The organism is Arthrobacter jiangjiafuii (genome assembly GCF_018622995.1).
Taxonomy (GTDB): domain Bacteria; phylum Actinomycetota; class Actinomycetes; order Actinomycetales; family Micrococcaceae; genus Arthrobacter_B; species Arthrobacter_B jiangjiafuii.
On record NZ_CP076022.1, the window covers coordinates 2,052,709 to 2,077,322 of the forward strand.

The 24,614-nt window shown below is 66.8% G+C and carries 23 protein-coding genes; 8 read left to right on the plus strand and 15 right to left on the minus strand.

Features of this window, described 5'->3' with window-relative positions; all coding sequences use genetic code 11:
• Position 1: 1 nt before the first annotated feature.
• Positions 2 to 436, minus strand: a complete 435-nt coding sequence (locus tag KKR91_RS09650) for an acyl-CoA thioesterase (protein ID WP_210229042.1) — start codon at positions 434 to 436, stop codon at positions 2 to 4.
• A 165-nt stretch (positions 437 to 601) separates the two neighbouring features.
• On the opposite strand from KKR91_RS09650, the gene KKR91_RS09655 reads away from it, so the two are divergent.
• Positions 602 to 1,120, plus strand: a complete 519-nt coding sequence (locus KKR91_RS09655; RefSeq protein WP_210229044.1) for a MarR family winged helix-turn-helix transcriptional regulator — start codon at positions 602 to 604, stop codon at positions 1,118 to 1,120.
• Between the two features lie 207 nt (positions 1,121 to 1,327).
• Positions 1,328 to 1,744 (plus strand): VOC family protein, encoded by a 417-nt coding sequence (locus tag KKR91_RS09660; protein WP_210229046.1) that lies wholly within the window; start codon positions 1,328 to 1,330, stop codon positions 1,742 to 1,744.
• Here KKR91_RS09660 and KKR91_RS09665 read toward each other — a convergent pair.
• The 6 genes from KKR91_RS09665 to abc-f form a co-directional block, all read right to left on the minus strand.
• Positions 1,741 to 3,552 carry a DUF4389 domain-containing protein gene (locus KKR91_RS09665; protein ID WP_210229048.1) on the minus strand — a complete coding sequence of 604 codons (1,812 nt, stop codon included), beginning with the start codon at positions 3,550 to 3,552 and terminating at the stop codon, positions 1,741 to 1,743. The genes KKR91_RS09660 and KKR91_RS09665 overlap by 4 nt on opposite strands.
• Before the next feature lie 49 nt (positions 3,553 to 3,601).
• Positions 3,602 to 5,002, minus strand: coding sequence for a dihydrolipoyl dehydrogenase (gene lpdA, locus KKR91_RS09670; protein ID WP_210229050.1), 1,401 nt, complete (start codon positions 5,000 to 5,002; stop codon positions 3,602 to 3,604).
• Between the two features lie 88 nt (positions 5,003 to 5,090).
• Positions 5,091 to 6,608 carry a carboxylesterase/lipase family protein gene (locus KKR91_RS09675; RefSeq protein ID WP_210229053.1) on the minus strand — a complete coding sequence of 506 codons (1,518 nt, stop codon included), beginning with the start codon at positions 6,606 to 6,608 and terminating at the stop codon, positions 5,091 to 5,093.
• Positions 6,609 to 6,723: 115 nt separating this feature from the next.
• A complete protein-coding gene (locus KKR91_RS09680) occupies positions 6,724 to 7,893 on the minus strand; it encodes a N(5)-(carboxyethyl)ornithine synthase (protein WP_210229055.1) in 1,170 nt (389 codons plus the stop codon).
• A 181-nt stretch (positions 7,894 to 8,074) separates the two neighbouring features.
• Positions 8,075 to 8,299 (minus strand): hypothetical protein, encoded by a 225-nt coding sequence (locus KKR91_RS09685; protein WP_210229057.1) that lies wholly within the window; start codon positions 8,297 to 8,299, stop codon positions 8,075 to 8,077.
• 136 nt (positions 8,300 to 8,435) lie between these two features.
• Entirely contained in the window at positions 8,436 to 10,073 is a 1,638-nt protein-coding gene (gene abc-f, locus KKR91_RS09690; protein ID WP_210229059.1) for a ribosomal protection-like ABC-F family protein, read from the minus strand.
• 103 nt (positions 10,074 to 10,176) lie between these two features.
• Here abc-f and KKR91_RS09695 point away from each other — a divergent pair, with 103 nt between their 5' ends.
• The 4 genes from KKR91_RS09695 to KKR91_RS09710 all read left to right on the plus strand — a co-directional run bounded on the left by KKR91_RS09695 (position 10,177) and on the right by KKR91_RS09710 (position 13,874).
• Entirely contained in the window at positions 10,177 to 11,070 is an 894-nt protein-coding gene (locus tag KKR91_RS09695) for an arginase family protein (RefSeq protein ID WP_210229061.1), read from the plus strand.
• 111 nt (positions 11,071 to 11,181) lie between these two features.
• Positions 11,182 to 11,847: an SDR family oxidoreductase gene (locus KKR91_RS09700; RefSeq protein WP_210229063.1), complete on the plus strand. Its 666-nt coding sequence runs from the start codon at positions 11,182 to 11,184 to the stop codon at positions 11,845 to 11,847.
• Positions 11,844 to 12,155 carry a putative quinol monooxygenase gene (locus KKR91_RS09705; protein ID WP_210229065.1) on the plus strand — a complete coding sequence of 104 codons (312 nt, stop codon included), beginning with the start codon at positions 11,844 to 11,846 and terminating at the stop codon, positions 12,153 to 12,155. Before KKR91_RS09700 ends, KKR91_RS09705 begins: the two co-directional genes overlap by 4 nt.
• A 168-nt stretch (positions 12,156 to 12,323) precedes the next feature.
• Positions 12,324 to 13,874 carry an HNH endonuclease gene (locus KKR91_RS09710; protein WP_210229067.1) on the plus strand — a complete coding sequence of 517 codons (1,551 nt, stop codon included), beginning with the start codon at positions 12,324 to 12,326 and terminating at the stop codon, positions 13,872 to 13,874.
• Here KKR91_RS09710 and KKR91_RS09715 read toward each other — a convergent pair.
• From KKR91_RS09715 to KKR91_RS09750, 8 genes are all read right to left on the minus strand, one after another.
• Entirely contained in the window at positions 13,871 to 14,311 is a 441-nt protein-coding gene (locus tag KKR91_RS09715; RefSeq protein WP_210229069.1) for a MarR family winged helix-turn-helix transcriptional regulator, read from the minus strand. The two genes, KKR91_RS09710 and KKR91_RS09715, sit on opposite strands and share 4 nt — an antisense overlap.
• Before the next feature lie 236 nt (positions 14,312 to 14,547).
• Positions 14,548 to 16,290 carry an AMP-binding protein gene (locus KKR91_RS09720; protein ID WP_210229071.1) on the minus strand — a complete coding sequence of 581 codons (1,743 nt, stop codon included), beginning with the start codon at positions 16,288 to 16,290 and terminating at the stop codon, positions 14,548 to 14,550.
• Positions 16,287 to 17,207, minus strand: a complete 921-nt coding sequence (locus KKR91_RS09725; RefSeq protein WP_210229073.1) for an enoyl-CoA hydratase/isomerase family protein — start codon at positions 17,205 to 17,207, stop codon at positions 16,287 to 16,289. Before KKR91_RS09725 ends, KKR91_RS09720 begins: the two co-directional genes overlap by 4 nt.
• Before the next feature lie 9 nt (positions 17,208 to 17,216).
• Complete coding sequence (locus tag KKR91_RS09730) at positions 17,217 to 18,650, minus strand: aldehyde dehydrogenase family protein (protein WP_210229767.1); 1,434 nt, start codon at positions 18,648 to 18,650, stop codon at positions 17,217 to 17,219.
• Positions 18,651 to 18,889: 239 nt separating this feature from the next.
• A complete protein-coding gene (locus KKR91_RS09735; RefSeq protein ID WP_210229075.1) occupies positions 18,890 to 19,666 on the minus strand; it encodes an enoyl-CoA hydratase in 777 nt (258 codons plus the stop codon).
• The gene (gene mmsB, locus KKR91_RS09740) at positions 19,663 to 20,676 is read right to left on the minus strand and encodes a 3-hydroxyisobutyrate dehydrogenase (protein WP_210229077.1); all 1,014 of its coding nucleotides are present in this window, start codon (positions 20,674 to 20,676) and stop codon (positions 19,663 to 19,665) included. The genes KKR91_RS09735 and mmsB overlap by 4 nt, the downstream gene beginning before the upstream one ends.
• Complete coding sequence (locus KKR91_RS09745; protein ID WP_210229079.1) at positions 20,673 to 21,752, minus strand: enoyl-CoA hydratase/isomerase family protein; 1,080 nt, start codon at positions 21,750 to 21,752, stop codon at positions 20,673 to 20,675. The genes mmsB and KKR91_RS09745 overlap by 4 nt, the downstream gene beginning before the upstream one ends.
• Complete coding sequence (locus KKR91_RS09750) at positions 21,749 to 22,891, minus strand: acyl-CoA dehydrogenase family protein (protein ID WP_210229081.1); 1,143 nt, start codon at positions 22,889 to 22,891, stop codon at positions 21,749 to 21,751. Before KKR91_RS09750 ends, KKR91_RS09745 begins: the two co-directional genes overlap by 4 nt.
• A 290-nt stretch (positions 22,892 to 23,181) precedes the next feature.
• Here KKR91_RS09750 and KKR91_RS09755 point away from each other — a divergent pair, with 290 nt between their 5' ends.
• Entirely contained in the window at positions 23,182 to 24,279 is a 1,098-nt protein-coding gene (locus KKR91_RS09755; RefSeq protein WP_210229083.1) for a YeeE/YedE family protein, read from the plus strand.
• 75 nt (positions 24,280 to 24,354) lie between these two features.
• A complete protein-coding gene (locus KKR91_RS09760; RefSeq protein ID WP_210229085.1) occupies positions 24,355 to 24,582 on the plus strand; it encodes a sulfurtransferase TusA family protein in 228 nt (75 codons plus the stop codon).
• Positions 24,583 to 24,614: the final 32 nt, after the last annotated feature.

The window sequence follows — 24,614 nt, forward strand, 5'->3', positions numbered from 1 at the left end:
ATCAGGCGTCGAGCATCACCGGGGGGATGTGATGGTCGGGAAGCCGGTCCCGGTCATACGTGATCTCGGTGAAGCCGTGGGGCACCGGATGGCCATGCTCGTCCAGGCTCACGAAGACAATGCGGTCGATGGTCAGGATGCTGCGCCGGGTGATCATGTTCCGCACTTCGGCGCGCATGGTCAGGGAAGTCCGGCCGAATTTCGTGGCACGGAGTCCCATTTCGATCATGTCGCCCTGCTGTGCCGAGCTCACGAAGTTGATCTCCGACATGAATTTGGTGACGACGCGTCCGTTGCCCATCTGCAGGATGGCGTAAATAGTGGCTTCTTCATCGATCCATCGCAGAAGGCTGCCGCCAAACAGGGTGCCGTTGGCGTTGAGGTCTTCGGGACGGACCCACTTCCGAGTGTGGAAATTAATGTTTTCGTGGTCCATGTTTCAAGACTAACGAGGCGTAAAGGGCACCGGGTGACGGCTGTGACCGGGCTGACGGACCACGGTCACAGCCGCGCTCCGCCTCTTCTCCGCCTTCACCGCCATGCCGGGGTTTCCCGTCGCCGCCCGGTGACGGGAAACACCGTGAGCGTAAGGTATTTTCCCGTGAAGGATTACGTTGATCGTGCACAGGAACAGTGGCGGGACGTGAACCCGGATTTGGTAACGGACACAGCTGCGCTGGCCGGCCGCATCCAGCGCGTGGCCCAGCACCTGCAGGCAAGCACCGATGCCGTCCTCCTCCGCCACGGCATCTCACGCGCGGAATTTGATCTGCTGTCGCTGCTCCACCGGACCGGGCGGCCCATGAGCCCCTCGGAACTGGCCGCCGATCTGATGACGTCGGGAGCCGGGACCACCAAGCGGATCCGCAAGCTGGTGGCGGCCGGGCTGGCCCTGCGCGAGGCTAATCCCCTGGATGGACGCGGAGCCCTCGTCCGCATGAGCGAAGGGGCTCCGGATTTCCTGCTGCCTGTCCTGGCCGCGGTGGCTGCCCATGAGGCGCAGGTGATGTCCTCCCTCCCCGACCAGGACCGTGAGCTGCTTGCCGGTCACCTTCGGGTGCTGCTGATCGCTTTTGAGATCGACGCCGTTGCCGGCGAGGGCCCCGCTCCTCTTTCCTGACCAGCCGCAGCAGGAACATGCCCTGGAATAAACCATCCCCCTTCCGCAACAGTCGTTCCACCTGCAAGGGTGCTCATGGGAAATTCCGTCATTGCTGCGTGCCCGTCTTCGAATAACCGCTTGCCGCCAGTACGCTTCCCGCTACCCACGCTTCCCGCCGCTACCACCGTTGCCTCCCCACCGCTACCCACCTTTAGGAGCCTGAAAATGACCAGTGCATTCTCTTCCTTTGCCCTCGATGCCGTCGATACCCGGCGGATGGCCGAGTTCTGGACCCAGGCCCTCGACTACCGGATCGCCGAAGAGGACGGCGACTTCATCTTCCTCGCTCCCAATGATGGTTCCGGTCCTCCGCTGGACATCCTGCCGGTGCCGGAGCACAAGACAGCCAAGAACCGGCTGCACCTTGACCTGCATGCCGTGGGCTGCACGCAGGAAGAGGAAGTGGAGCGGCTGCTGGCACTGGGAGCCGTACGGGCCGACGTCGGGCAGGGTCCGGACGTGTCCTGGATTGTCTTGGCGGACCCCGAAGGCAATGAATTCTGCATCCTAGGCTCACGGCAGGAGCAGGGTCAGACGCAGGGTCAGGAACAGGCCTCAGCGCAGCCGGCGTCCCCGGCCTAACCGGTTCCGGCGCCTGGACCGGGGACCGGACGGCCCAACCCCGCGGCTTCGTCGCGGCGGTCGGTCGGGCCCTGGTCCAGCCGGAACGGCGGATACTCGTCCCGCATCAGTGCCCCGTAGGCCAGGACACGGTAGGTCCAGCGGTTCAGGCCCATCACCAGGTCAAAGAGCTGCCGCGGATAGCGGCCGGTGAACAGCAGAATGATCACCGCAATCAGGACCAGGAGTGAAAGCAGCGACAGGCCCTCCCAAACGGTGACCGCCGGCCATTGCTGCCCCCACCGGCTACCGGAGAACATGCCGTCGTCATCCCAGACCTGGTTCCAGCCTCCGGCACTGGCTCCGCCGGCGCCGGGGCCCCAGAAACGGTACACCACCGTGGCTGACTCGGTGATGGCGCTGACCACCAGCGCCTGCGGAATAACCAGCAGCCACCATTTGACCAGTACCAGCCAGCGGCTGAGTTCGCGGGGGTAGTCGACGCTGAAATCGGCCGGATAGTCGGTCGTCTCGAGGGTGAACGGCGGGTACCTGTCGGTGCCCAGGACCCGGGTGGCGTAGAACGTCACGCGCCAGCTCCACCGGATGACTCCCACATTGAAGTCGAACAGGCCCCGCGGGTACCGGCCGGTAAAGAGGATCACGATGCCGGCAATCACCGTAGCCACGAAGAACGCGATCCAGAGGAAAAAGAGCACGACGTAGTGGGGGATGGCCAGGAACCACTTCACCAGCCACATCCAGCGGGAAAGCCCCGGATCCAGCTCCCCGTAGAGCCGCGCCGGATAGCGTGGCCCGGACAGCCCCGGGTCCCTGACTCCAACTGCGGTTCCTCCGCGGGATCCCCCGCGGTATCCCCCTGCCCCGGCGATCCCGGCGGCGGTAGCTCCCGCCGCCGCCGTGACGCCGCCCGCCGCGCCGGACCCCGTCCCGCCGGCCCCGGGTACGCCCTGTTGCTGCTGCCGCCCGTACGCATCCTGCATCTGTCCATAGGTCTGCGGAGCCCGCCCGGCTGCCTGTCCCGCCGCAGCCGGAGGGCCGGTCCCCGGGCCCTGGCCGGCCGCAGCGTAACCGCCGGCACCGGAGTAACCGCCGGCGCTGCCTCCGGGCTGTCCACCCTGCCCACCGCCGACACCTGCTGCAGCATCCCTTCGCCGCAGTCCGGCGGCACCCGCCACCGCCAGCCCGATTCCGGCGATGAGCAGGACAATGCTGCTGATCAGCAGGGTCCAGGTCAGCGGCCCGAGCAGGTCGGAGCGGACTCCCATCTGCAAGTCCGCGGCGACCGGCCGGCTGCCATCGGCGTTCATCACCACGACCGTCCAGTCGCCTTCTTCGAGATTCCATTCCACGGACTGCTCTCCGCTGCCGCTGGCGGAGGCTGCCCAGAAATCCTGCTGCCCGGGAGGCGCCGGCTCGGCCGTCCCTTCCAGGTCCTGGTAATAGGCGCGGAACGGGTTGAACGTCACGTCCTGGAGCTCACTGTGCGCTACATCAAGGAGGTAACGCTCGACGGCGATCCTGGGACCGATGCCGATGAACAGTTCCCCGCCGGTACCGGCGCTCTCCCCGGATACCTGCAGCGTGCCATACGCGTCCTCCCCGCTGACGCCGTCGTCCACGTCAATGTCGGGCAGGGTCAGGGCATGGCCGTCCACCTCGTAGCGCTCGTCCGGAACGGACAGGAAGCGGTCCTCGCCCTGATTGGCGTTCAAGACCCCCAGGGCGGCCGCGCCGGCGGCCAGGCCAAGTCCGATGAGGATCAAAAGGCTCCCCACGACCAACATGATGATCCGGCTAGTTCTCATGATGCCGCCCTTCCGGTGGGGCCCCTGTGCCGGGGGTTCCCGGGTCTAGTCAGAAATTGATCATGTGCCCGGTCAGGCCATGGAATGTCTCCTGCAGCGCTTCGCTGAGCGTCGGATGCGTATGCACGTTGCGTGCCAGTTCGTGGGCGGTCAGGTCCCACTTCTGCGCCAGCGTCAGCTCGGGCAGGAGCTCGGAGACATCGGGGCCGATCAGGTGTCCGCCAAGCAGCTCCAGATGCTCCTTGTCTGCCACGAGCTTCACGAAGCCCACCGGTTCACCCAGGCCGTGGGCCTTGCCGTTGGCGGTGAAGGGGAACGTGCTGACCACGACGTCGTGCCCTTCGTCGCGGGCCTGCTGTTCGGTCAGACCGAAGCTGGCCACCTGCGGCTGGCAGAAGGTGGCCCGGGGCATCATCCGGTAGTCCCCCAGCGCCATCGTTTCGGCGTTGCCGATGGTCTCGGCCGCCACCACGCCCATGGCTTCGGCGACGTGGGCCAGCTGCAGCTTGGCGGTGACATCGCCGATCGCATAGATATGCGGCACGTTGGTGCGCATGAAGTCGTCGATGGCTATGGCGCCGCGTTCGGTGAGCGACACACCGGTCTTTTCCAGCCCGTAGCCCTCGGTCCGCGGCGCGAAGCCGATCGACAGCATTGCCCGGTCCGCTTCGATGGACCCGGGCTTACCGTCCTTATCCTTGTACGTGACAGTGACCGAGGAGCCGTTGTCGGTGACCGTTTCCACCTTGGTGGAGGTCAGGATGGGGATGCCCAGCTTCTTGTACTGCTTGGTGATTTCCTTGGAAATGTCAGTGTCCTCGTTGGGCAGGGCACGGTCCAGGAATTCGATAATGGTCACGTCCACGCCATAGCTGCGGTGGACATACGCGAATTCCATGCCGATGGCACCGGCACCCACAATCACTATTTTCTTCGGCAGGTCCCGGTCCATGATCTGCGCCTCATACGTCACCACGTTGTCGGAGAGTTCCACCCCGGGCAGCAGCCGGACGTAGGTCCCGGTGGCAATGATTGCGTTGTCGAAGGTCAGGGTTTCGGTACCGCCTTTTGAGAGCGAGACCTCCAGCGTGTGGTCGTCGGAGAACACCCCGTGGCCGTCGTACTCGGTGATTTTGTTCTTTTTCATCAGGAAGTGCACGCCCTTGACCCGCCCGTCGGCCACCACCCGGCTGCGGTCAAAAGCGGCACCGAAATCGAAGCTGACATCGCCGCTGATACCGAAGGTCTTGGCCTGGTTGGAGAAGATCTGCGCCAGTTCAGCGTTCCGCAGCAGTGCCTTCGAGGGAATGCACCCCACATTCAGGCAGACCCCGCCCCAGTACTTTTCTTCCACCACGGCCACGCTCAGGCCAAGCTGGGCCGCGCGGATGGCTGCTACGTAGCCGCCCGGGCCGGCTCCCAGGACCACGACGTCGTAATGTTCACTCATGCTGGCCAACTCTCCTTATACGCAACGGCGGCAGGGGTTAAAACTCACAAGCTCGGTTAACCCTCTCACGCCGGGCCTGTGGACTCCATCACACATAGCCGCGGTAACCTGACCACGCGCGACGGCGTTCGGGAAAAGGATCGGATTCGATCCGGTCTTCCAGATCAAAGATCCTCGTCCGGCGTTCCACCGGTTCATAGCGGGGCCAGTCCGGGCCCGGGCTGCCGGTACGGGCCAGGCTCAGGAGGGTGCCCTGAAACCTGGCCGAGAGTTCCTTCAGCGCTGCGGCGCCTCCCAGCAGGGACAGCGCCCGGGTGATCGGTTCCCCCGTCTCCCCGAACATCACCGGAACATCCATGGCATGGGTCGCACCGAAGCCCAGCAGATTCATCAGGGGCGTGGCGAAGTCGTAGCGGTAGGACCATGTGGGGGCGACCAGCGAATGGGACTCCGCCACCATGGTGGAGGGATACCAGAACACCAGGTCACCACTGATTTCCACGGCCCGTTCCTTGGACGGATAACCGGGGTACGCGGCAACCACCCGGTCATGGGCCTCGGGATCGGTGCCGGCGAACATCCTCTCGATCCGCTCGGGCGTGGAGGGCAGGATATCCACGATCTTGGCGAAGAGCGCCCCTTCCCGGGCCATCGTTCCCAACACCAGCGGCACCGGAGCCGCCCGGCCCTCCCTGAAAGTGTCGATCGGGTGCTGGGGAAGGATCACGCCATCGATCACCGGGGAAACGCTCAGCGAACCGGGCATCGCCACCGGACCGATCTTGGAGGTCAGCCGGCTGGTGGCACGCACCAGGGCCTTGGCCGGGAGGACGCTCAGCGCCTCGGCGGCATCCGTGTACGGGACATTAAGGATCTTCAGCAGGTCCCGTGCCCACGCAGCGTGCAGTTCGCGGGAGTACGCACTGGAGGGAGCCGGACTCTGGGCGTAGGCCTGGTGGAACAGCCCTGCGGCCGCCGGGATGCACATCAGCGTGGTCACGGAGATCCCGCCGGCCGATTCGCCGAAGATGGTCACGTTCCCCGGATCTCCGCCAAAACCGGCGATGTTGTCCCGCACCCACTCCAGTGCCGCAATCTGGTCGCGCAGCCCGGGGTTGGAATCGAACGTGCGGCCGGCGGTGGAGAAGGAACTGAAGTCCATGAACCCCAGGGCGCCGATCCGGTAGTTCAGCGAGACGTACACCGCTTCCCCGGTCCGGACCAGACGGGACCCGCGGTAGGTTTTGACCGCGGCGGAGCCGGAGCTGAACGCACCGCCGTAGAAATAGACGAGCACGGGGAGCCGCCCCGATGCCGGTTCCAGCGGTGCAGAGACATTCAGGGTCAGGCAGTCTTCGTCCATGGTCACCGCGCGGCGGCGCCCGGTCAGCGAGGGATTGCGGGACTGCGGGGGCGTGGCTCCGAAGCTGCCCGCATCCCGGGTGCCGCGCCATGGATGCGGCGGTTCGGGAGCCCGCAGCCGCAGCTCGCCCACTGGCGGTGCGGCGTACGGGATGCCCCGCCAGGTGCGGACGCCGTCGTCGACCACGCCGCGGACCACGCCGGAAGCGGTGGAGACGAGCAGGGAGGCCACGTTCGTGCTCATGAGCAGCTCCTCTCGACGGTCAGGCGGGCGGCCCTAAAACCATAGACCCGTTCCTCGTCCGCTTCCTAGGCAGCAGGCCGGGCGGAGGGCCCGCCCGGCCAAGAATCCCGGCCCGTCAGCCGGCTGCCGTCACGTACGGGTACTCTGCGGAACGGTCCTGGAAGGCCAGGATGGCGGGGTTCAGGATCCGCCCGTCCCGGATCTCAATGGCCCGGGCAACACTGGTGTCCTGGTCCCAGGCGGCAGGACCGGACATGACCGTGCGCAGGAAAGGCAGCACGGCTTCGCTGATCTCCCAGGTGGCCGAGTCCCACAGATGCGAGGGGCTGTGGTCCACGGCGTAGTACCGGATGCCGTCCCCCACCTCGAACATGGGGGCCGCGAACGTGGTGGGCTTGGCCCAGGCAAAGCCCATGCCTTCGTCGCAGGAGACATCAATGATGAGGCTGCCCGGTGAGAAAGAGGCCAGGTCGGCGTCCTGCAGGTAGGTCAGTGGTGCGTTGGGGTCCTGCAGCGTGCAGTTGACCACGAGGTCAAAGCTGGCCAGGAAGGGCGCCAGCGGCTCGGCGCCGTCGTCGGTGAGTACGTGGCTAAGGTGCGGCTGATCGGCGTCGCGCTCAAAGCGCAGGATCCGGGCGGAATGGATAGGAGAGCCCACGGCCGCGGTGTCGCGGTTGGTCAGCACCTGGACGTCATGGATCCCCAGAGCATTCAGGGCTGTGACGGCGCCGCGGGCGGTGGCGCCGAAACCGATGACGACGGCACTGAGCCGACGCCCGTAGTCGCCGGTGGCCCCGGTCAGCTCCAGGGCATGCAGTACGGAGCTGTAGCCGGCCAGTTCGTTGTTTTTGTGGAAGACGTGCAGTCCGAAGCCGCCGTCTGCGGTCCAGTGGTTCATGGCTTCAAAGGCGATAAGTGTCAGGGATTTGTCCACCGCCAACTGCGTGATGGCCCTGTCCTGGACGCAGTGCGGCCAGCCCCAAAGCACTTGGCCGTCGGAGAGTTCCTGCAGGTCGGCGGGCTGCGGCTTGGGCAGCAGGACAATATCTGCTGCCGCAATGACCTCGCTGCGGGGAGCCATCCGGCCCACCAGCGGTGCAAGCTCGGCATCGGAGAGGCCGAAGCTTTCCCCGAACCCCTGCTCCAGGATCATCCGGGACCGCAGGTCCGCGTCGATCCGTTCGACGTGGCGGGGGTGAAGGGGCAGCCGCCGCTCGTCGGTCTTGCGCGAGGTGGCGATCACGCCCAGCGTTTTCAAAGCGCGGTCCGTGGCTGTGCTGCTCATGCATACTCCCAAGTCAGACCGGCAGGGTGCCGGGGTACCGAGACTACTCCTGTGCCGGTCGACCTGTGAGCGCGGTCATGTCGGCGCCAGGTCCAGGAGGATCGCTGAGAGGCTCAGGCCGCTGAGAGGTTCAGGCCGCTGACTGGCTCAGTCTGCCGACAGGCCCGGGAAGCGGAGGCAGCTAGGCAGCCGCGAAGGAGCGGTGCCGGGCTTTCGCTGCGGACGTGCCTGCAGCGGTCAGGGCCAGCCGCTGAAGGCGGCGGTGCAGCAGCACTTCCTTCAGGCACAGCACTGCCACAGCGGCAACGTTGAGGGCGATTTTGGTGCCGGTGGACCAGTCGGTCGCGACACAGAGGACCCAGACGCTCAGCAGTACCGGCACATCAATGACGTGCGGGCCTTTCACAGGTCAGTCCCTGCAGGCAGCTGCGTTGAAGCCATGTTAACTTCTCCCCCCGGATCCAGCTGCATTACCTGTTTCGATGCACGCCGTGTGTAACTTTTACCACACTGTTTACCCACTGTGGTAACCGGGGGCTGCCTCACCGGATTGTGACGGTGCCCCCTGAAACGTCCCACCGGGCGTCCAACTGCACGTTTTCCAGCAGCCGCCGATCGTGGGAGACGAGCAGCAGGGCTCCCTCATAGCTTTCCAACGCCTCTTCCAGCTGCTCGATGGCGGGCAGGTCCAGGTGGTTGGTGGGCTCATCCAGGACCAGCAGATTGACTCCGCGTGCCTGCAGCAGTGCCAGCGAGGCGCGGGTGCGTTCGCCTGGGGACAACGCCTGGACGGAGCTGTTCACCTGGTCAGCCTTCAGCCCGAACTTGGCCAGCAGGGTGCGGACTTCGGCACTGTTCAGCGCCGGAACGGCCGCCTCGAAGGCGTCCCCCAGGGGCAGGGACGGATCCAGCTGGCCGCGGGCCTGGTCGATCTCCCCCACCGCCACGGAGGAACCGACGGAAGCCGTTCCGCCGGAGGGTTCCAGCCGGCCCAGCAGCAGTGCCAGCAGGGTGGACTTGCCGGCGCCGTTGGGGCCGGTGATGCCGATCCGCTCACCCGCGTTGACCTGCACGGAGACCGGGCCCAGGGTGAAGGAGCCGCGCGTTGCCACGGCGTTGTTCAGGGTGGCAACCACGGAGCTGGAGCGCGGAGCCGACCCGATGGTGAACTGCAGCTGCCACTCCTTGCGCGGTTCCTCCACCTCGTCCAGCCGGGCGATCCGCGACTCCATCTGCCGGACTTTCTGGGCCTGCTTTTCGGAGGATTCCATCGAGGCGCGGCGGCGGATCTTGTCATTGTCCGGCGCCTTTTTCATCGCGTTGCGGACGCCCTGCGAGCTCCATTCCCGGGTGGTCCGGGCCCGGGAGACCAGGTCCGCCTTCTTGTCGGCGAATTCCTCATACGCCTCGCGGGCGTGCCGGCGGGACACATCGCGTTCCTCCAGGAAGGAATCGTAGCCGCCGTCGTACACAGCCACCTTGTTTTGCGCCAGGTCCAGTTCCACCACCGTGGTCACGCAGCGGGCAAGGAATTCGCGGTCATGCGACACCAGGACGACGCCGCCGCGCAGTCCCTGCACGAACTCCTCCAGCCGGGCCAGCCCGGCCAGGTCCAGGTCATTGGTGGGCTCGTCCAGCAGGACAATGTCGAAGCGGCTCAGCAGCAGGGCGGCCAGTGCGACCCGTGCCACCTGTCCGCCCGAGAGCGAGGTCATCAGGGCGTCCGCCCCCACCTCCAGGCCCAGTTCGGCCAGGACGGCGGGAATCCGGTCTTCCAGATCGGCCGCGCCGCACGCCAGCCAGTGATCCAGGGCAACGGCGTAGGCGTCGTCGGCCCCCTTTGCCCCGGACCCCAGCGCCTCCGCCGTCGCTTCCATCGCCTCGGTGGCGGCGGCGGCACCGGTCCGCCGGGCAATGTACCCGGCGATCGTTTCGCCTTCGATGCGTTCGTGTTCCTGGGGCAGCCAGCCGACAAAGGCATCGGCCGGGGAGGTGGAGACAGTGCCGGCCTGGGGTTCGTCGGCTCCGGCGAGCAGGCGCAGCAGGGTCGATTTTCCGGCACCGTTGGAGCCCACGACGCCGACGACGTCGCCCGGCGCGACGGTCAGGTTCAGGTGGGAGAAAAGGGTGCGGTGGGCGTAACCGCCGGAGAGATCCCGGGCTACGAGTGTTGCAGTCATACCTCCATCCTATTTTGTGCCCGGAGGGCTTTTTGCTGATCCGGCCGCCTGCAGGGGCCCTAACCCTTATCCGGGCCGCCGCGGGCGGCGTAAGTTGGGGCCCATGACGTCGTTTCCCCCAACCGGACCCGGTGCGCTGCGCCTCATGTTCCCGCAGTGGCAGGGCGCCTCCGGACCCCAGCGGCACCAGGCGCTGCCCGGCGTGGACAGCCATGAGGGGCAGCTCTCCTATCACCTGGGACCGGCGCTGCTGGAGCTGATGTCCCCCAACCATGACGGGCCTACGGCGTATGTGCCGGTCAGTACCGACACCAGCGACGAGGCGCTGGCGACGGTGGACGGTATCTACGCCCGTGACGCCATCGTCCGGCAACTTGGCGAGGCCCTGCGGGTGCTCCGCGACGCAGCACCTGAATCGGTGGTGACCTTTGGCGGGGAATGCTCCGTGAGCGTGGCACCATTCAGCTATTTGTCGTCGGTCTACGGCGACTCTCTGGCCGTCCTGTGGATTGACGCGCATCCTGACACCGGCGTACCCGGGGATTCCTACACGGGGTTCAGGTCCATGGCGCTGGCCACCCTCGCCGGTGAGGGCGATCCCGGCATTGTCGCCTCGCTGCCCGCGCTGGTGCCGCCCAGGAACATCCTGCTGGTGGGGCTGGCGCACCGCGACGATGCGGGCATGGCCGTCAAAGAGCGCCTGGGCATCCAGAGCGTGGGCATTACCGGAACTCCGGAGGACAACCGCCGGGTCATGGACTGGATAGCGGCCTCCGGCGCCACGGCGCTGGCCGTGCACGTTGACCTGGATGTGCTCGATCCGCGCGATTTCACTGATACCCAGGGGCGGCAGACCAGTGGTCTGCGGAGTGCCGAGCTGGTGCGGCTGGTCAGCGACGCAGCCGCCGTGGCGCCGATTGTCGGGTTCAGCCTGGCCAAACACATTCCGGTGGAAATGATGCGCCTCGGAGGGCTGCTGCGGGATCTGCCGGTCTGAACCGGGCCGCCTGGTCCGCCGCCTGCTCAGCCATGAGCGGAACGGGTAGGCGGTGAAACGATCAGCGTGCTTAGGGTGGCAGGGACACTGTTCCCCATGAAAGGACTCCCCATGTCACGCATCACCATCATCGGCGGCCACGGCAAGGTTGCCCTGCACCTGGCCCGCGACCTCACCGCCAATGGGCACCAGGTCACGTCCCTGTTCCGCAACCCGCAGCACACGGCCGATGTCGAGGCCACGGGCGCCACCGCCGTCGTCGCCGATGTGGAGAACCTTTCAACCGAAGAAATCGCGCAGAAGCTTGAGGGCGCCGACGCCGTCGTCTGGTCGGCCGGTGCGGGCGGAGGTGCGCCGGAGCGCACCTATGCCGTTGACCGCGATGCCGCGATCCGTTCCATTGATGCAGCCGTGGCAGCGGGTGCGCGGCGCTATGTGATGGTGTCCTACTTCGGCGCCGGACCTGAGCACGGTGTTCCCGAGGACAACGGCTTCTATGCCTACGCCGAAGCCAAGGCCGCCGCGGATGAGTACCTGCGCCACAGCGGGCTGGACTGGACCATCCTGGGCCCCAGTGCACTGACCATGGATCCAGGCACCGGCAAGATTGAAATCGGAGCCGGGATCGAAGGTACCCAGGTATCCCGCGAGGATGTTGCCCTCGTGGCTGCCGCCGTTCTCGAGCGGCCCGGTACGATCGGGCAGACCATCCAGTTCAACAACGGCAGCGTCGCCATTGACACCGCCCTGGACAGCTTTAAGGAGCAAAACGCATGAGCCTGGTCATCGTCGCCACCATGTTTCCCAAACCCGAGTTCCGGGACGAGGTCATTTCCACCCTCGAGACCGTGATCGACCGGGTGCACTCCGAAGATGCCGGCTGTGAGCTTTACAGCCTTAACGAGGGCCGGGACCGGCTGGTCATGATCGAGAAGTGGGCCACGCCGGAGGACCTTCAGGCCCATTCCGTCAGCCCCGCCTTCAAGGCCCTGACCGCTGCCCTGGAGGGAAAGATGGCTGCTGACATGGACGTCCAGGTGCTGCAGCCGCATCCCGCCGGAAGCGCCGGGCAGGGTCTGCTCTAGGCTCTGCTCCGGCGCCTGGCTGAGGTACCCGACACAGGTAAAGGAGCGCCTAGCCAGGTAATTGACCTGAAAAGTCGGGTATCTGAGGGCCCCAAAAAGCAGCTGATTTGGCGCTTTTGGGGCCCTTTTCGCGCCGGAAATGTCAGAGGCAGATGAAAGCCTTAAGGCATGGATCATGACAGGACGTTTCCCGGCAACAGCGCCAGCAATAACGCCGGCTACGACGACGGCGGTGGGGCCGACGGCGGTTGTGGCGGGGCGGGCGCGACCGCGGCGGAGCGCAGCCGGGCGGTTTTCGACGCCGGCCTGGAATCCTTCACCGGGTCGCTGGTCCTGCAGGGCGTCGAAATTCTGGATCAGGACCAGGCCGGGGTGGTGTTGACCCGGCTGGATCAGCTGGGCAGATGGGTGCAGGCACAGCAGGCCAAAGTCCTGCACCGAATCGAGGACATCTTCCGGGACGAAATGTTCTTCGCATCAGGGAAACCCGAGCCCGGCCTGGCATTCAGTCTCGCCGCCGAAGAGGCAGCCACCATCCTGGGGATCCCCACCGGCACGGCGGCCATGCGGATGAACGAAGCCGGCTCTCTCTGCGGGACCCACGCCGCCACACTGGCGAAGCTCGAGTCCGGGGCGCTGAGCTACGGACATGTGCAGACGGTGCTGGATCAGTCCCAGAGCATTCCCGCCGGCGAGCTGCCGGGTTTTGAGGCGGAGCTGTTGGGCGTGGCAGTTGCGGGGCAGACGGGTTCCCAGTTTCGGGTCAAGGCCCGGCGGCTGCGGGAGAACAAGTATCCGGAGACGATGCAGAAGCGGCAGCGCACGGCCTTTGAGAAGCGCCGTGTGGTGCTGGATCCGGACTGTGACGGGATGTCCTGGCTTTCGGCCCTGCTCCCGTCGGAGAAGGCCCAGGCGGTGTTTATCCAGCTGACCAAGGCCGCCCGGGGCGAGCGGTCCGCCGGAGACCCGCGCATGGTGGATCAGTTACGGGCGGACATCCTCGAGGACCTGCTGCTGGACCGGGATGACCGCGATACCTCGGGCGGCTCCTCCTGTGGTGGGAAGGGGGCTGGCGGCAGGAAGACTGGCGGCAAGACCCGCGGGAGGACGAACCGGAGCAAGGCACGGACCGAGATCCTGGTCCTTATCAACGCCGAAACTCTCTTCGGAGCGGACGAACAGCCCGCGGAGCTACACGGTTACGGACCCATCAGCCCGGAAACCGCCCGCCGGATGGCCCGCGAGGCAGCGAAATGGACACCGGTGGAACGGGACCCGGTGACCGAGGAAATCCTGCGGGTCGGACGACGGCGGAAAATCCCCGCCGGGCTACAGCGCTGGCTGCGCGCACGGGACGGAACCTGCCGGTTCCCGGGTTGCCGGTCGAACGCGGTGATCTCCGAGATCGACCACACCCGGCCCTGGGCGCAGGGCGGGAAAACCGACCATGACAATCTCGAGCACCTCTGCCGGCGGCACCACATGTTCAAAACCGAAGGGTTCTGGAAGGCCTGCCAACCGGAAGCGGGGATTATCGAGTGGACCTCACCGGGTGGGCGGACCTACCGAACAGAACCCCACCTGCAGATGGTGACCTCGCCGGCCGTGCCGCTGGCAGCCGATGCGCCGCTCCCGGTCGTCCCGCTGCCAGTCAAAGTGCCGCCGCCAGCCGAGGTGGACGACTTGCCTGATTCCGACGCAGATCCGCCGCCCTTCTAACCTTCCAGCCTTCCAGGCTTCTCGAAGTCGCCGGCCTCCAGCCGGAAGCGGGTCAGGATGTCGGTGAGGGCGGCCAGATCGTGCCGGGAGAACCCAGGGCGGGAGAACACCTCGCTGTTGAGCGCTTCGGCGGCGACAGGCACCAGTTCCCGCCCGGCGTCGGTGATTTCCACCAGCACGGTCCGGCCGTCAGTCGGGTGCCTCTTGCGCGAGGCCAGCCCTGCCTGTTCCAACCGGTCCACGGCGCTGGTGACCGAGGTCGGATGGACCTGCAGCCGCGCCCCGGCTTTGGCCATAGGCAAGGCTCCGCTTCCGGTAAAACTCAGGAGGGCCAGCAGCTCAAACCGGGCGAACGTCAGTCCGAACGGCTTCAGCACCTTCTCCACCCGGGTCAATAGAATCTGGTGGGCACGCATCACTGCGGTGACTGCAGCCATACCGTCCGCGGCCGCACCCCACCCATGGTCTTCCCAGTGCCTCCGTGCCTCGGCTATCGGGTCCTGGGGCAGGGGCGGAGGCTCCGGCTTCGGAACGGGTGTTCCGGGGACCGAGGAATGTGTTCCGGAGACCGAGGAATCCCGGGCGGATTCCAGGCCAGGTGCTCCGGGGACCGGCGTGTCAGGTGATGATCCGGATTCAGGTTCGGATCCAGATCCGGTTCCAGGTGCTGGCGTCACTGGCGCAGCTCCGGAAACTCATCGTCCCGAAACTCCGTGCCAGCCCGGCCCGCCCGGCTGCCCGCTCCCCCGCCGTCGCCGTCGCCGTCGCCGTCGTTCTCCATGGCCCGCAGCTGCACGCGGCGGATCTTTCCGGACATCGTCTTCGGCAGGTCGTGGAATTCCAGCCGCCGTACCCGCAGATACGGGGCCAGATGCTCCCGGGCATAGGTGAGGATCGACAACGCCGTCTCCCGGTTCGGTTCCCAACCTTCTGCGAGCGCCACATACGCCTTGGGCACGGCAAGGCGGAGCTCGTCGGGGGCGGGGACGACGGCGGCCTCGGCCACCGCAGGATGCTCGATCAGGACGCTCTCGAGTTCAAAGGGGCTGATCTTGTAGTCGGAGGCCTTGAAGACGTCGTCGGTCCGGCCAAGATAGGTGATGTACCCGTCGGCATCACGGACAGCGATGTCTCCGGTATGGAAATATCCGCCCTCCATCACAGCGCTGGTCCGTTCCGGATCACCGCGGTATCCGGTCATCAGGTTCAGGGGCCTGCGGGCCAGATCCAGGCAGATCTCCCCCTCGTCGGCCGGCTCCCCGGTCGCCGGATCCACAATGACCACCGGCACGCCCGGCAGCGGGCGGCCCATGGATCCGGGATGCAGGTCAGCGCCCGGGGTGTTCCCGACCAGGGCCGTGGTTTCGGTCTGGCCGAAGCCGTCGCGGATGCTCAGCCCCCACGCCGACTGCACCCGGGAAATCACTTCGGGGTTCAGCGGCTCCCCGGCGCCGATCAGCTCCCGCAGCCGGGCCGGGCGCTCCCCCAGCGTCGACTGGATCATCATCCGCCACACGGTGGGCGGCGCACACAGGCTGGTGACCTCCGCACGGTGCAGCTGCTCCAGCAGGGCCTCGGGCCGAAAGCGGGCGTAGTTGTAGATGAAGACCGTGGCCCCGGCATTCCACGGCGCGAAGAAACTGCTCCAGGCGTGCTTGGCCCAACCGGGAGCGCTGATGTTCAGATGCACGTCACCTGGCTGCAGGCCCAGAAAGTACATGGTAGAGAGGTGGCCCACCGGATACGACACCTGGGTGTGCTCCACCAGCTTGGGCCGGCTGGTGGTGCCCGAGGTGAAGTAGAACAGCAACGGATCGCCGGCATCGGTGACGGTTTGCAGCGGGACAGCTTCGACCTCGGAAGAGCGGGCGTAATCCAGCCAGCCGCTGCCGGGACCGGAACCGGCATCCCCGACGAGGATCCGGCCGTACCCCCCGGCAACGTCGTCGAACTTTCCCGCATCGGCCGCATTCGCGATCACCCAGCGGGCGCCTCCCCGCTCGATCCGGTCGGCAAGGTCGGCGGTTCCCGCCGCGGAGGCAGTGGGCATGATGACGGCGCCCAGCTTCATCGCCGCCAGCATGCACTCCCAGAGTTCCAGCTGGTTGCCGAGCATCAGCATCACCGGGTCACCGGCACGTACACCCTGTCCCGAGAGCCAGGCAGCTACTTGGTCGGACCGGCAGGACATGAAATCAAAGCTGTATTTCTGCTCCGATCCGTCCTCCTCCACGATCCACAGGGCGCAGGCGTCGTTGCCGCGGGCCATGGCGTCGAAATAGTCCACGGCCCAGTTGAACCGGCCCTCGAGCCGCGGCCAGGTGAACGTTTCGACTGCCTTTTCATAGTTGCCGGCCAGGGCCAGGAGCTCGTCGCGGGCCTCGCAAAACACGGTGGTGGCGCTCTTCGGGGTCATCGTGCCTCTTCCTGGTTGATGTTGGTGCCGTGGCGGTGTGGAGTCGAGGCCGCCGGAGCAGCCGCAACCGTCGGAGCAGTCCAGATAAAGACCGGCTCCTCCTTGGCGAGGAACGCCCGGACACCAATAGCCGGATCCGGTGACGCTGACATTTCCTGCTGCCAGCGGCGGCTTGCCTGCTCCACGGGCCCGGGGCTACCGGGGATGCCGGGGATGCCGGTGCCGGCTTCATTGCCCGCTCCGTCATCCGGGCCCACGGCGGCAATGACGTCTACGAGTTCCTTCATGGCCTGCAGCGACAGCTGGGACCGGCCGGCCAGGCGGCGGGCAAAGGAGGTGACGTCGGTCCAGAAGTCGGCCTGCGGAATCACCCGCTCCACCAGCCCCAGGCGCAGGGCCTGCTCGGCGGGCACAAAGTCGCCGCTGAACAGCAGGTACTTGGCCGCTCCGGGACCAGCCAGCCGGACCAGCCGCCGGATGCCCGAGAGCGGATAGACGATGCCGATCTTCGCCGGGGTAATGCCGAAGACGGCCCGGTCCGAGGCCAGCCGGAAGTCGCAGGCCCCGGCCACCTGCCATGCTCCGCCCAGGCAGTAGCCGTCCACTGCGGCAATCACCGGTTTGGGGAACGCCGCAATGGCTTCCTCCCCGGCGGTGACATGGCCGCCGTCGTGCAGGCCGTTCTCCGGATTGTGCAGGATGGTGCGCAGGTCGGAGATGTCGGCCCCCGCGGAAAAGTCCTCTCCCTCGCCGCGGATGATGACGACCTTGACGCCGTCGTCCTGCGCCAACGGAGCCAGGACGACGGCGAACTCGCGCCACATCCCCGCAGTCAGCGTGTTGCGCCGGCCGGGATTGGACAGGAAGACCGTCGCCACCGGTCCGTCCCGTTCCACCCGCAGCGTCCCCTTGCCCATGATGGCCCTCTAGCCGCGCAGCTTGACGTTGATCTGCTTGGTCTGGGTGAAGCCGGCGAGCATCCCCTCCAGGGACACTTCGCGGCCGATTCCGCTCTGCTTGTAGCCGCCGTAGGACTGGCCCACCACCTGGCCGCCGCCCTGGTTGACCTGGACCCAGCCCGCTTCCACCCGGTGGGCGGTGTTCAGTGCGTTGTCCAGGTTGTGCGACCAGACAAAGGCCGCCAGTCCGTAGTGCGACTCGTTGGCCATCCGGATCACCTCGTCGGTGTCCCGCCACGGGATGGCCACCAGCACCGGCCCGAAGATCTCCTCCTGCGCCAGCCGGAAGTCATTGCGGCCCCCGCCGAAAATCGTGGGCAGGTGGAAGTAGCCTTCGGTGAGCGGGCCCTGCTCCGGAACCGAGCCGCCCAGGATGGTCGTCATCGAGCTGCGCCCCTCGTCCAGGTACCCGCTGATCGAGGAGAACTGGCTGTTGTTGATGATGGCGCCCATGTCGGTGGCCTCGTCCAGCGGATCGCCCACGGTCAGGGCGCCCAGCTTCGCCGCCAGCTTTTCCAACACCTCGTCGTAAATGTCCTCGTGCAGGAACAACCGTGAACCGGCCGTGCAGCTCTGACCCTGGCGGGTGAACCGGGAGGCCAGCAGCAGCCCGTCGATCAGGTCATCATCAACGGCGTCAGGGAACACGATCGAGGGGTTTTTCCCGCCCAGTTCCAGCGAGACGTGGGCGAGCCGCTCACCGGCAGTGCGTGCGACGCCGCGGCCCACCTCGGTGGATCCGGTGAAGGACACTTTGTCGACGCCGGGATGCTCGGCCAGCGCCGCCCCGATGACGGAGCCGCGGCCGGTCAGCGCATTGACCGTGCCGGCGGGCAGGTGCCGTCCACAGATCTCCGCCAGCAGCAGGATCGTCAGCGGCGCATCATCGGCTGCCTTGAGGATCACGGTGTTGCCGGCTGCCAGTGCGGCGGGGAGCTTGAAGCCGGCGATCATCAGCGGTGAGTTCCACGGCAGGATGCAGGCCACCACGCCCAGCGGTTCCAGCCGGGTGTACTGCAGCTGGCCGTCCCCGGCCGGCAGCGTCACGCCCTTGACCTCCCCGGCGATCCCTGCGAAGTAGCGGAACAGCGCCACCAGGGTGGCCACTTCGGGCCGGGCCTGGGTGCGCAGGGCGTTGCCGGTATCCAGTGCGGTGAGGCGGGCAAAGTCTTCGGCCCGGGCCTCGATGTCATCCGCGATCAGGTTCAGGGCCCTGGAACGGACGGTGAAGTGGGCGCTGCTCCAGCCGCCGAAGGCGGACCGGGCGGCCGCTACGGCCCGGTCCACGTCTTCCGGGCCGCCGGCAGGAACGCGGGCAATGACGGCTTCCCGACGGGCCGGGTTCTTCACCTCGCGCCACTGCCCGGAGGCAGCCTCCACCGGTTCGCCGCCGATCCACATCGGCTGGTCGACCCCGGAGAGGAACGCGCTGTGGTCGGCACCAGCGCTGGAATCGGGTGTGCCGGCGGGACCGCTGGCTGGACGGCTTGCAGTGGTGTCCTTCGCTGGGTCCGTCGGGGTGTTGAGCTCGGTCATGGTGCCCTCGTTTTCGTTGGTCGCTGGTTGCCGCTGGTTCCCTGGTTGCTGCTGCCGGTATTGGTGCCCTGCCGGGCTGTCGTGCCTGCTGGGAGAGCTCCCGCTTACCGGTGCTTGAACTCCGGCTTGCGCTTTTCGATAAACGCAGCCATGCCTTCCTTCTGGTCCTCCAAAGCAAACACGGAATGGAAGACCCGGCGCTCCAGCCGGATGCCCGAGTCCAACGTGGTCTCGAACGCCGCGTTCACCAGTTCCTTGCCGAGCATGGCCACCGGAGCCGACATGGAGGCAATGGTCTCGGCAGTGGAGCGGGCGTCGTCGAGCAGTTCCGCAGCCGGCACCACCCGTGCCACCATTCCTGCCCGCTCGGCCTCCTCGGCACCGATGGTCCGGCCGGTGAGGATCATTTCCATTGCCTTGGCCTTGCCGACGGCACGGGTCAGGCGCTGCGAGCCGCCGATTCCGGGAATGACGCCGAGCTTGATTTCCGGCTGCCCGAACTTCGCCGTGTCGGCCGCGATGATGAAGTCGCACAGCAGCGCCAGTTCGCAGCCCCCGCCCAGGGCATGGCCGGCGACGGCGGCAATCACCGGGGTGCGCACTGCAGCGAGGGTGTCCCAGCCGCGGAACCAGTTCCCGAGGTACATGTCCACGTAGGTCTTCTCGGACATCTCCTTGATGTCCGCTCCCGCGGCAAAGGCCCGTTCCGATCCGGTGATGATGATGGCGCCGATCTCCGGGTCCTCGTCCAGGTTGGTGGCTGCGGCCACCACGTCCTGCATCAGCCCGAAGTTCAGGGCGTTGAGCGCCTTGGGCCGGTTCAGGGTGATGATGCCCACCCGGCCGCTGCGCTCCAGGAGGATGTTCTCGTACTCGCTCATGCTGTTCCACTCTGTTCTGCCGGCTGCTGCCCGGCTGTTCTCTGGCTTGCGGTTCCTGCGACGCCCGCGGACCCGGCAGGACCGGGCTGGGTGCTGTTGGCGCGGATGGTGTTGATGATTGCGGAGAAGTCCTCTCCCCCGCCACCGGACTCGGTGAGATTACGGTAGATTTCCCCGGCCCGCCGGCCCAGCTCCGCGCTGACGCCGGTCGAATCCAGGGCATCGGCGGCCAGGCCCAGGTCCTTGGCCATCAGCGCCGCGGCAAAGCCCGGGCGGTAGTCCCGGTTGGCGGGGCTGGCCGGCACCGGGCCGGGAACCGGACAGTTGGTCGTCAGGGCCCAGCACTGCCCGGAGGCGGCAGACGCGACGTCAAACAGCGCCTGGTGGCTCAGGCCCAGTTCCTCGCCCAGGACAAAGGCCTCGCTGACGGCGATCATCGAGACGCCAAGGATCATGTTGTTGCAGATTTTCGCTGCCTGTCCGGCGCCGGGTCCGCCGCAGTGCACCACGCGGCCGCCCATGACCTCCAGCACCGGCAGAGCTGCGGCGAAGTCCTCCGCGGCGCCGCCCACCATGAAGGTCAGGGTTCCGGCCTCTGCGCCCACCACGCCGCCGGAGACCGGCGCGTCCAGCCCGCGGTGCCCGGTCTCGAGCATCAGCGCGTGGGCGGTGGTGGCGTCATCGACGGAGATCGTGGAGCACTCCAGGAACAGGGTGTCACCGTCCGCTGCGGCCAGCAGGCCGGGGGTGTCGCCGTCGCCGGACAGCGCGTTGAGCACATGCCGGCCGGTGGGCAGCATGGTGATCACGACGTCGGCCTGCGCCACCGCCTCCGCTCCCGTTCCGGCCATCCGCACGCCGGCCGCGGCTGCGCGCTCCGCCGCAGCCGGTACCGGGTCGTACCCGGTCACGGTGTAGCCGGCAGCGACCAGGTTAGCGGCCATCGGTCCGCCCATGTTGCCCATACCGATGAATCCCAGCCGGGGCAGGGTCTGCTGTGTGTCGCTCATCGTTGCTCCTGGGATGTGAGTGGATGGTTCTCCCACAGGCCGGGCCGGCCCTGCGGCGCGTCAAAGTACGCGTGGACATCGGCCTGCCGCACCTCGGCCAGCGTGGCCGGCCGCCATTGCGGGGACCGGTCCTTGTCGATGACCTGGGCGCGGACGCCTTCGGCGAAGTCGGGGGCGGCCAGCGCGTTGAGCGAGACCCGGTATTCCTGTTCGAGCACGCTTTCCAGGTCCGGCAGGGCCCGCGCCCGCCGCAGCGATTCCAGGGTCACCTTCAGCGCCGACGGGGACTTTGACAGGACGACGCCGGCGGCCTGGTTTGCGTCGGCGGTGCCGGCGCGGTGCAGCGCATCCACGATGGTTTCGACGTCGTCGTGGCCGTAGCAGTCATCAATCCAGGGCCGCGCGGCGGCCAGCGGGGCCGGCGGCACCTCCTGCGCGAACGCGTCGAGGACCTCCTGTACCGGCTTTTCCGCGAGCGCGGCGGCAAGATCCTGAAGCCGTCCGCTGTCTACGTAGATGTCCGCCAGGCCCATGAGCACGGCATCCGGCCCGGTCAGGGTGCCGGCGGTCAGGGCCGCATGCGTACCCAGCTCCCCGGGGGCACGGGAGAGCAGGTAGGTGCCGCCGACGTCGGGAATGAAGCCGATGCCGGTTTCGGGCATCCCCACCTTGGTCCGTTCGGTGACGACACGGTGCCGGGCGTGTGCGGAGATGCCGACGCCGCCGCCCAGGACAATCCCGTCCATCAGTGCGACGTAGGGCTTGGGATAGGAACTGATCCGGGCGTTGAGCCGGTACTCCTCGGCCCAGAACCGGGCCGAGTCCGCACCGCCGTTGGCTGCGTCCCGGTAGATCGCCACGATGTCCCCTCCGGCGCAGAGCCCGCGCTCGCCGGCGCCGGAGAGCAGGACGGTGGCCACGCCGTCGTCGTGCTCCCATGCATCGAGAGTGTCGGCGATCAGCGAGACCATGGTGGCGGTCAGGGCGTTGATGGCGCGCGGCCGGTTCAGGATGATCCGGCCCAGATGCCCGGTGCGTTCGAACCGGACCTCGGGTTCGGGGTGGGTGTGCGTCATGCTCCGGCCTCCGCCAGGTTCCGGCCGACAATGAGCTGCATGATCTCGTTGGAGCCTTCCAGTATTTGATGGACCCGCAGGTCCCGGACGATTTTCTCCAGGCCGTATTCGGAAAGGTAGCCGTAGCCGCCGTGCAGCTGCAGGGCCTCGTTGGCCACCCGGAAGGCGTTGTCAGTGGCCACCCGCTTGGCGATGGCGCAGAGCTTTACGACGTCGGGGGCGCCGCGGTCCAGCGCCTGCGCGGCGCGCCACAGCATGGTGCGGGCGGTCTGCAGGTCCATCTCCATGTCGGCGAGCCGGAACAGCAGCGAGGTCTGCTCGATCAGCGGCTTCCCGAACGCCGTGCGCTGCTTCAGGTGCGCCACAGTTTTGTCCAGGGCGGACTGGGCACCGCCCAGGGAACAGGCGCCCATGTTGATGCGGCCGCCGTTCAGCCCCTTCATGGCGATGCCGAAGCCGTCGCCTTCGGCGCCCAGCAGGTTGCCCGCGGGAATGCGCAGGTCGGTGAAGATCACTTGTCCGGTGGGTTGGGCGTTCCAGCCCATTTTGCGCTCGGCCGGGCCGAAGGACAGCCCGGGGGTATCCGCCGGCACCACGAAGGCGCTGATTCCGCGTGCCCCGGTGCCGCTGGTCCGGGCCATCACGATGTAGTACTTCGATGCCCCGGCTCCGGAAATGAACTGCTTGACGCCGTTCAGGACGTACTCGCCGCCGTCGCGCTCCGCCTTGGTGGTCAGTGCTGCCGCGTCCGAGCCTGCGCCGGGTTCGGTGAGGCAGTAGCTGCCCAGGGCAGTCATGGAGGCGAGCTCCGGGACCCACCGGGCGCGCTGGTCAGCGGTCCCGAAGGAATCGATCATCCACACCACCATGTTGTGGATCGAGATGTAGGCGGCAATCGACGGGTCTGCCGCGGAGAGCTCCTCGAAGATCAGCACCGCGTCGGAGCGGGAGAGGCCCGAGCCGCCGTATTCCTCTGCAGCGTAGATGCCGCCCATGCCCAGTTCACCGGCCTGGGCCAGGACATCCACGGGAAAGTGCTTGGTTTCATCCCATTTCGCGGCATTCGGCGCCAGCGCCTCGGCGGCGAAATCCCGCACCATGTCCCTGATCGCCAGCTGATCTTCCGTAAGTTCGAACATGCCCTGCCCTCCATCGGTGCCGTGCACGCCAACTTACTTGGACTTCCTAGTAATTGCTAGCGTTCCGGAATTTTGATTCCGGGCTCTTGGGGTGCGTGGGAGGCTGTGAGGGGAGGCTGTGAGGGGAGGCTGATGGGCCGTCCCGGGTGACCCCGGTTGTTGCATTGCCCACATTCCGGTGACCGGAAGTTCATGCGGAGCCACATTCTTTGGTGCACCAAAACCGCGGCGGCTAGCGTTGATGGCCTTCATCCCGCAGCTTTTGTCCTCCACGGAACGGATTCTTCTCCATGCTTATCTCCGGCCTGTTTGTGGGCATCGCCCTGGGCTTTGTCATGCAGCGAGGGCGTTTCTGCGTCACCGGCGCATTCCGGGACATCTGGGTCACCCGCAACACCCGCTGGCTGACTGCCTTCATGGTGGTTGTGGCCGTGCAGAGTGTCGGGGTGTTCGCCCTGGATGCCGCCGGCGTGATCGCCCTCGAGCCGGCTGCCTTCCCCTGGCTGGCCACCATCGTGGGCGGCCTCATTTTCGGATTTGCCATCGTCCTGGCGGGCGGGTGCGCAACCGGTACGTACTACCGTGCCGGTGAAGGCCTGGTGGGCAGCTGGCTGGCCCTCATCACCTACGCCCTCTTTGCCGCCATCATGAAGACCGGTCCGCTGGCCGGATTCACTTCCTCCATGCGGTCGGTGACTGTGGAACAGGGCACGTTCCACTCGGTACTGAATGTCTCTCCGTGGATCCTTGTGGCACTGCTGTCCGCCGCCGTCGGCGTCGCCGTCCGCCACCACCTGCGCAAGCCGAAGTTCACAATGGCGGCCTTGCCGGCGTCCAAGTCCGGGCTGGCCCATCTCCTGTTCGAGAAGCCCTGGAACGCCTTTGCCACCGCCGTGGTGATCGGGCTGATTGCAATTGCGGCCTGGCCGCTGAGCTGGGCCACCGGGCGCGAGGCCGGACTGGGCATCACCACGCCATCGTCGAACGCCGTCAACTTCCTGGTCACCGGAGATGCCGAACTCGTGGATTGGGGCGTCTTCCTGGTCCTGGGCATCCTGGTGGGCTCCTTCATCGCGGCCAAGGGCAGCGGCGAGTTCCGGATCCGGGTGCCCGATGCCAATACCGTGCTCAAGAGCCTGGGCGGTGGAGCGCTGATGGGTGTCGGAGCGGCACTGGCCGGCGGCTGCACCATCGGCAATGCCATGGTCGAGACCGCGCAGTTCAGCTTCCAGGGCTGGACCGCACTGGTCTGCATGATCCTCGGCACCGGTCTTGCCGCGCGGCTCACCATCATGAAGCGGCGCCCGCCAGCCGGCTCCGGCGGCGGTGCCGGAGCCGTTTCGGGTGCGGCACGCCCTGCCGGGGCAGCTGCCCCGGCGCGCTCCTGATGCCTCCATCCCTCCAACCTTCCCGGGGATTGATCCCCCGGCGCACAGCACCCCTCCTGAAAGGAAACGATTCACATGGCACAGGTACTGCTTGAAACCAACGGGCAGGTCTGCCCCTTCCCCCTCGTCGAAGCCAAGGAGGCCATGACCACCATGGCTGACGGCGACGAACTGGTCATCCGGTTTGACTGCACCCAGGCCACCGATGCCATTCCCCGCTGGGCCGCCGAAAGCGGCTACCCGGTGACCGATTTCTCCAAGATCGGCGCGGCGGAGTGGTCCATCACGGTGCAGAAGGCCTGAGCCTCCGCATCCTGACGAGCACCGGCACATAA

Coding starts and splice junctions, on each gene's coding strand:
- KKR91_RS09750 (WP_210229081.1), bottom strand. CDS start 22,891: ATGTTCGAACTTACGGAAGATCAGCTGGCGATCAGGGACATGGTGCGG.
- KKR91_RS09680 (WP_210229055.1), bottom strand. CDS start 7,893: ATGAGCAGCACAGCCACGGACCGCGCTTTGAAAACGCTGGGCGTGATC.
- KKR91_RS09755 (WP_210229083.1), top strand. CDS start 23,182: ATGCTTATCTCCGGCCTGTTTGTGGGCATCGCCCTGGGCTTTGTCATG.
- KKR91_RS09730 (WP_210229767.1), bottom strand. CDS start 18,650: ATGTGGATCGGCGGCGAACCGGTGGAGGCTGCCTCCGGGCAGTGGCGC.
- KKR91_RS09665 (WP_210229048.1), bottom strand. CDS start 3,552: ATGAGAACTAGCCGGATCATCATGTTGGTCGTGGGGAGCCTTTTGATC.
- lpdA (WP_210229050.1), bottom strand. CDS start 5,002: ATGAGTGAACATTACGACGTCGTGGTCCTGGGAGCCGGCCCGGGCGGC.
- KKR91_RS09710 (WP_210229067.1), top strand. CDS start 12,324: ATGGATCATGACAGGACGTTTCCCGGCAACAGCGCCAGCAATAACGCC.
- KKR91_RS09660 (WP_210229046.1), top strand. CDS start 1,328: ATGACCAGTGCATTCTCTTCCTTTGCCCTCGATGCCGTCGATACCCGG.
- KKR91_RS09705 (WP_210229065.1), top strand. CDS start 11,844: ATGAGCCTGGTCATCGTCGCCACCATGTTTCCCAAACCCGAGTTCCGG.
- KKR91_RS09695 (WP_210229061.1), top strand. CDS start 10,177: ATGACGTCGTTTCCCCCAACCGGACCCGGTGCGCTGCGCCTCATGTTC.
- KKR91_RS09725 (WP_210229073.1), bottom strand. CDS start 17,207: ATGGGCAAGGGGACGCTGCGGGTGGAACGGGACGGACCGGTGGCGACG.
- KKR91_RS09745 (WP_210229079.1), bottom strand. CDS start 21,752: ATGACGCACACCCACCCCGAACCCGAGGTCCGGTTCGAACGCACCGGG.
- KKR91_RS09715 (WP_210229069.1), bottom strand. CDS start 14,311: ATGGCTGCAGTCACCGCAGTGATGCGTGCCCACCAGATTCTATTGACC.
- abc-f (WP_210229059.1), bottom strand. CDS start 10,073: ATGACTGCAACACTCGTAGCCCGGGATCTCTCCGGCGGTTACGCCCAC.
- KKR91_RS09735 (WP_210229075.1), bottom strand. CDS start 19,666: ATGAGCGAGTACGAGAACATCCTCCTGGAGCGCAGCGGCCGGGTGGGC.
- KKR91_RS09760 (WP_210229085.1), top strand. CDS start 24,355: ATGGCACAGGTACTGCTTGAAACCAACGGGCAGGTCTGCCCCTTCCCC.
- KKR91_RS09650 (WP_210229042.1), bottom strand. CDS start 436: ATGGACCACGAAAACATTAATTTCCACACTCGGAAGTGGGTCCGTCCC.
- KKR91_RS09700 (WP_210229063.1), top strand. CDS start 11,182: ATGTCACGCATCACCATCATCGGCGGCCACGGCAAGGTTGCCCTGCAC.
- KKR91_RS09720 (WP_210229071.1), bottom strand. CDS start 16,290: ATGACCCCGAAGAGCGCCACCACCGTGTTTTGCGAGGCCCGCGACGAG.
- KKR91_RS09675 (WP_210229053.1), bottom strand. CDS start 6,608: ATGAGCACGAACGTGGCCTCCCTGCTCGTCTCCACCGCTTCCGGCGTG.
- mmsB (WP_210229077.1), bottom strand. CDS start 20,676: ATGAGCGACACACAGCAGACCCTGCCCCGGCTGGGATTCATCGGTATG.